Genomic DNA, 5,497 nt, shown 5'->3' with positions numbered 1-5,497 from the left:
CATTGGATATCTATGTCTGTTTGGTGTGCCCTTCATCTTTTTTGATATTTATTTTTTTAAATCCTACAATTTTATAATCTTTTATTCAATATCAGAATTTTATTCTATTTTTAACTTGACTGTGCCGGCAAAATCCTTGCTTAATTGCTACGTAAAAATCATGCAAAATCTTCTATGCCATATTTAAGCTATCATTTTTTTCTAATTTCATTATAATCTATACGATAAAATCATGCAGGTCACTAAATGGGCATGCAAAATTTATGATTGATAAAGGCATAGGGTTGTAGTCCAATAATAGTCTATGAGTATCGATTGACGATTTGTGAATATAGTTAATCATAAAGTATAGTAAAAATTACAAGGAGAAATATAATGTCAAAAAAAATATTAATTGATGCGTTTTACCCAGAAGAAACAAAATTTGTTTTATTAGACGGCGAGGGGAAATTAGAAGAATTTTTTTATCAAAATTCCCGTAAAAAATTAATTAAGGGTAATATTTATTTAGGTAAAGTAAATAGAATAGAGCCATCTTTACAAGCCGCATTCATAGATTATGGGAGCGATAGAAAAGGGTTTTTATCCTTTGAAATGATTCACCCTAAGTATTATCAAATACCAGTTGCTGATAAAGAGCAATTACTTAGTAAGATAAAAGATGCTGAATTAGCAGATAATGAAATTTTACAATCTTTTGAATCGAGCAACAAGACTGTAAAAAATTTATTCAATAATGAGCTTTACAATAGTTATAAAATACAAGAAGTAATAAAAAAGGATCAGATAATTTTAGTGCAGGTTGAAAAAGAGGAGAGAGGCAATAAAGGAGTCTTTTTAACTACTTATATTTCTTTATCCGGTAGATATTGTGTATTTTCACCCAATTCATTTAAAAATAACCTAGGTATATCCAGAAAACTAGATGATACTGAAGAAAGAGAAAGATTAAAATCTATTTCTGAGGAATTATTAGAAAATCATACGGAATCAAGTTTAATACTCAGAACTGCCTCTGCATATAGAACGAAAGCGGAGATTAAAAGAGATTTTCAATATTTAAACAGAACTTGGGAAAAAATAAAAAGTTCTGCAGTTTCTTCTTATGCTCCGTCTTTAGTATATGAAGAGGGAGATTTGCTTATTAATGGAGTAAAAGAGTATTACACTAGTGAAGTTGAAAAAATAATAGTTTCGGGCAGTGACGCATATGAAAAAGTAAAAGAATTTTTAAATATCTTTATTCCAAGAAATACTCAAAAATTAGAAGAATACACAAGCGCATCCCCTATATTATACGAGCATAATATAGAGGAGCAGTTGCACGAGCTTTATTCTAATACAGTAAAGTTAAAATCAGGGGGGTATTTGGTGATAAATACCACTGAGGCACTCATATCGATTGATGTTAATTCAGGCACCTATACAGAAGAATATAGTATAGAAAATACTGCTTTGAACATTAATCTAGAAGCAACACTAGAAATAGCTAAGCAAGTTAAATTCAGAGGATTGTCAGGATTGATAGTAATAGATTTTATCGATATGCTTGATTTGCAAAATAAAAAGCTAGTGGAGAGGCAATTAAAAAAGGCATTTTGGCAAGATAAAGTTAAGGTGCAAATAGGCAGAATTAGTGAATTTGGTCTGTTGGAAATGTCTAGGCAAAGAATTGGAAGAAGTTTTATTGAGGCAAATTCTAAAGTATGCCCAACTTGCTCAGGCAAAGGGAAAGTGACTATGAATAGTGCAGTAGCCACGTTATTAATTGGTAAGCTTAAGTTTCTACTTTGTAAGAAAAAAGCACGAGTGGCAAATGTGATTGCTACTACTGATATCATTGTATATTTGATGAATCATTTTAAGAGCGAATTAAGTGCCATAGAAAAGGCTTATAATATGCAGATTAATTTACATATTGATGATATAGTATCTGCAGAGGATTATAAAATTGTTCTGCATAAATTTTCTAATGTACCTACATTAAAAAATAGGAGATACATGTTGCCAGAGAATTTTGCAACTAGTGAGCAAGATGATACAAAATCAGAAAATGGTAATGAGATACATCTTAATGCATCTGAAGATAAAGAAGCTTCAGAAAACAGAGTGAAGAATAATACTGAGAATAAAAGAGGATTTAAAAGGTATAATAAGGAGCATTTTAATAAGAGGAAAAAACCAGAAAACAAAATGCACGAAGGTAATAAGCAAGTTAAAAAAGATACCTCAATTCTGAAAAAAATGTGGTTAAAAATAAAGTCATAAAGTGGAAAATAATATAAAAAATAAGTACGATAGCAGTTGGTATCTTATTAAGAGATTGTTTGCTAATTATATAAGTCCATTAAAGCGAAAATTAAGTTTAGCATTGTTGTGCATGATAATTACTGCATGCACAACCGCAGTGAGCGCTTGGATTATTCAACCAGCGCTAGATTATATATTTGTGGATAAAAATTATAGTATGCTTTACATTATCCCTCTTGCAATAGTTGCTAACTCTATAATTAATGGGATAGCATCATTTTATGAGTCTGTTATTATGAAACGGGCTGGGCAACAGATAGTTTCCAACATTCAAATGGAATTATATGAACATTTGATTCATGCAGATTTAAAATTTTTAACTAAATATCCATCAGGAAATCTTATTTCTAGATTTACCAATGATATCAATGTGCTCAAAAATACTACTTCAGAAATATTTACAGGGGTAATAAAAGAATTTTTTACTCTAATTGGTTTGGTTGGTCTGATGTTTTATCAAAGTTTTAGCTTGACCCTAGTTATTATTGTAATATTTCCTCTGGCTTTTTATCCTGTTGTTAAATTGGGAAAAAGGATGCGAAAAATTTCAAAAAACATGCAAGAAAAACTTGGTGATTTTACAGTAAGACTAGATGAAACGTTTCAAAATATTAGGGTCATCAAATCCTATTGTAGAGAGGATTATGAAATTAGTAGAGCTAAAGCGATTATTGATAAATTTTTATCAATTTATAAAAAAGCGGCATATATTGAATCGGCATCGTCACCAATAATGGAAATTCTCGGTGGTTTAGCAGTAGCATCAGTTATTTTTTATGGAGGATTGCAGGCTATAAAAGGCGAAACTACTTCAGGTGCATTTGTGTCATTTATTGCTGCATTGCTTTTGGCATATAAACCTTTAAAGTCCCTATCAAAGCTTAATACTATAATGCAAGAAGGTTTAACTGCCTCAAAAAGACTATTCTTAATGCTTGATGTAGAGCCAGAGGTAAAAATTGAAAAAAAACAAACTGTTACAAAGTTGAATCAATTTGATATGAAGTTTAAGAATGTATTCTTTTCTTATAAAGACAATCAAAATATTTTAAATGGTATTAATATTGATATTAAACAAGGTCAAACCGTTGCATTAGTTGGTGGTTCTGGAGTTGGTAAAACTACTGTTTTGAATTTACTACAAAGATTATATGATGTGGATTTTGGAGATATTTTTATAGGTGGAGTAAACATAAAGGATATAAAATTGGATGTTTTAAGAAAAAATATAGCCTTCGTAAGTCAAGATATTAATCTCTTCGATGATACTATCATGGAAAATATAAGGTATGGGAAGCTAGATGCTTCAGATGAGGAAATTTTAGATGCCTCAATGGTTGCTGCAGCTCATGAATTTATAATGGAATTACCTAATCAGTATGATACGCATATTGGGCAAAATGGAGTTAAACTTTCAGGTGGGCAAAAACAAAGGCTTGCAATAGCAAGGGCTGTGTTAAAAAATGCCCCTATTTTATTACTTGATGAAGCAACAAGTGCGCTTGATTCAATTTCAGAAAAAAAGGTTCAGATGGCGCTTGATTATTTAAAAAAAGGCAAAACTACTATTGTTATCGCTCACAGACTTTCAACAATAGAGACGGCGGATAATATATTTGTACTGTCAGATGGTAAAATTGATGAATCGGGTTGTCATAATGAGCTGATTTTAAATTCAGGAGAGTATTCTAGATTGTACGAGCAATATAAATCTAATACTACAATTAGCTAAAAATGTTAACTTGTAGCAATATTACAGTTAGCAAAAATAATAAATTACTTTTCTCGAATTTAGGATTTACCATTTTTAATGGCTCAGTTTTAATCATAAAGGGAAGAAACGGAATCGGAAAAACAAGCTTGCTCAAGGTAATTGCTAATCTGATACCTAAAAATACAGGAGATATTTTTTATAACTCTATAAACGTGAAGCTGGCGTTAAAAGAATTTTACGAGTTACTTTTTTATGTAGGAAAAGCGGAGATATTAGATGAGGATCAGACAGTACTGAAAAATCTTGAATTTTGGAGTAAGCTATATGATCAGGAAATCAATATATTAGCTGCAATAAGAACATTTTCTCTAGAGCCATATGTTAATTTTGAAGTTTATAAATTGTCTCAAGGCTATAAACAAAGACTGCTATTGGCAAGATTATTATTATGTAATGCAAAAATTTGGTTGCTTGATGAACCATTTAACAGTTTAGATAGCCAGGGCAAAGACATATTGACCAATTTAATTAAGGCTAGGTGCATGCAAAAGGGAATTGTAATAATTACTAATCATGATCAAAATATAAAAGTAGAAAATTCTTCTGAAATAAATTTAGAGGACTTTTGCGATGAATAAAAATGTTCAGTTAAATGCATTATCCATATATAAGGTTTTTTTGGCCATTTTATGCAGACAATTGAGTATTTTCATTAAAAATAAGGCCTTCATTATTAGCAGCATTTTTTTGTTTCTTTCTTCTATTACCATTTTGAGATTTTTACAAGGAAGTAGTATTAATGCTGAAACATTTAAAATAATTGAAATATTATTTATTATTTATTCAATAACATTATCTTCAGATTTGATTATTGTAGAGGACCATAAGAAGGGATTATTCGAACAATTTTTACTAACAGGTGTAATACTTGAATTTTTTTTATTAGGTAAAATTATTGCCTCTTTTGTAATGTATGGATTACTATATGTGCCTATAATGATAATTATGGATTTTTTCATTTATAGTTATAGGGCTGATAACGTTGCATATTTATTATTAGTGAAGCTATTGATAGTATTTAACATTACTATTAATGCCCTTGTATCGTCATCTTTTCTTTTAAGCTTTAAAAAAAGAATATCTCAGATATTGATTTCTGTGTTTATAAACATCCCGACAATCATTATAAGCTCACTATGTTATATTTCAAATGACCAATTTTACTCTTTATTATTAATAAGTATATTTTTGCTAACCACGCCGTTATTTATATTGCTATCAAGTTACGTAATTAAAATTTCCATAGAAGAAGATAATTAAAGCGTATCATTAACTGTTATTGCCATTTTTTGGCATTGCTAAACAAATATAGCATACAATTGAGAAAGCTGATATGATATGCACAATAACACAAATAAGGTTAGTATATGTCAGAAATAATATGTTGCAAATGCAGAGAAAGTAATTATTACA

Annotated in this window: 4 protein-coding genes; all 4 read left to right on the top strand. The window is 29.7% G+C overall.

Annotated elements, in window-relative coordinates; all coding sequences use genetic code 11:
• Nucleotides 1–375 precede the first annotated feature (375 nt).
• The 4 genes from L8D11_RS03070 to L8D11_RS03055 all read left to right on the top strand — a co-directional run bounded on the left by L8D11_RS03070 (nucleotide 376) and on the right by L8D11_RS03055 (nucleotide 5,344).
• Nucleotides 376–2,268, top strand: a complete 1,893-nt coding sequence (locus tag L8D11_RS03070; RefSeq protein ID WP_236870210.1) for an Rne/Rng family ribonuclease — start codon at nucleotides 376–378, stop codon at nucleotides 2,266–2,268.
• A 1-nt stretch (nucleotide 2,269) separates the two neighbouring features.
• A complete protein-coding gene (locus tag L8D11_RS03065) occupies nucleotides 2,270–4,042 on the top strand; it encodes an ABC transporter ATP-binding protein (RefSeq protein ID WP_236870209.1) in 1,773 nt (590 codons plus the stop codon).
• Nucleotides 4,043–4,044: 2 nt separating this feature from the next.
• A complete protein-coding gene (gene ccmA, locus L8D11_RS03060) occupies nucleotides 4,045–4,662 on the top strand; it encodes a heme ABC exporter ATP-binding protein CcmA (RefSeq protein WP_236870208.1) in 618 nt (205 codons plus the stop codon).
• Between the two features lie 133 nt (nucleotides 4,663–4,795).
• Nucleotides 4,796–5,344: a hypothetical protein gene (locus tag L8D11_RS03055; protein ID WP_236870207.1), complete on the top strand. Its 549-nt coding sequence runs from the start codon at nucleotides 4,796–4,798 to the stop codon at nucleotides 5,342–5,344.
• Nucleotides 5,345–5,497: the final 153 nt, after the last annotated feature.

This window comes from Candidatus Bandiella numerosa, from assembly GCF_021811875.1.
Lineage (GTDB): Bacteria > Pseudomonadota > Alphaproteobacteria > Rickettsiales > Midichloriaceae > Aquirickettsia > Aquirickettsia numerosa_A.
Note: the sequence above shows the minus strand (reverse complement) of the source record. Positions and strands in the feature narration are given on the sequence as shown.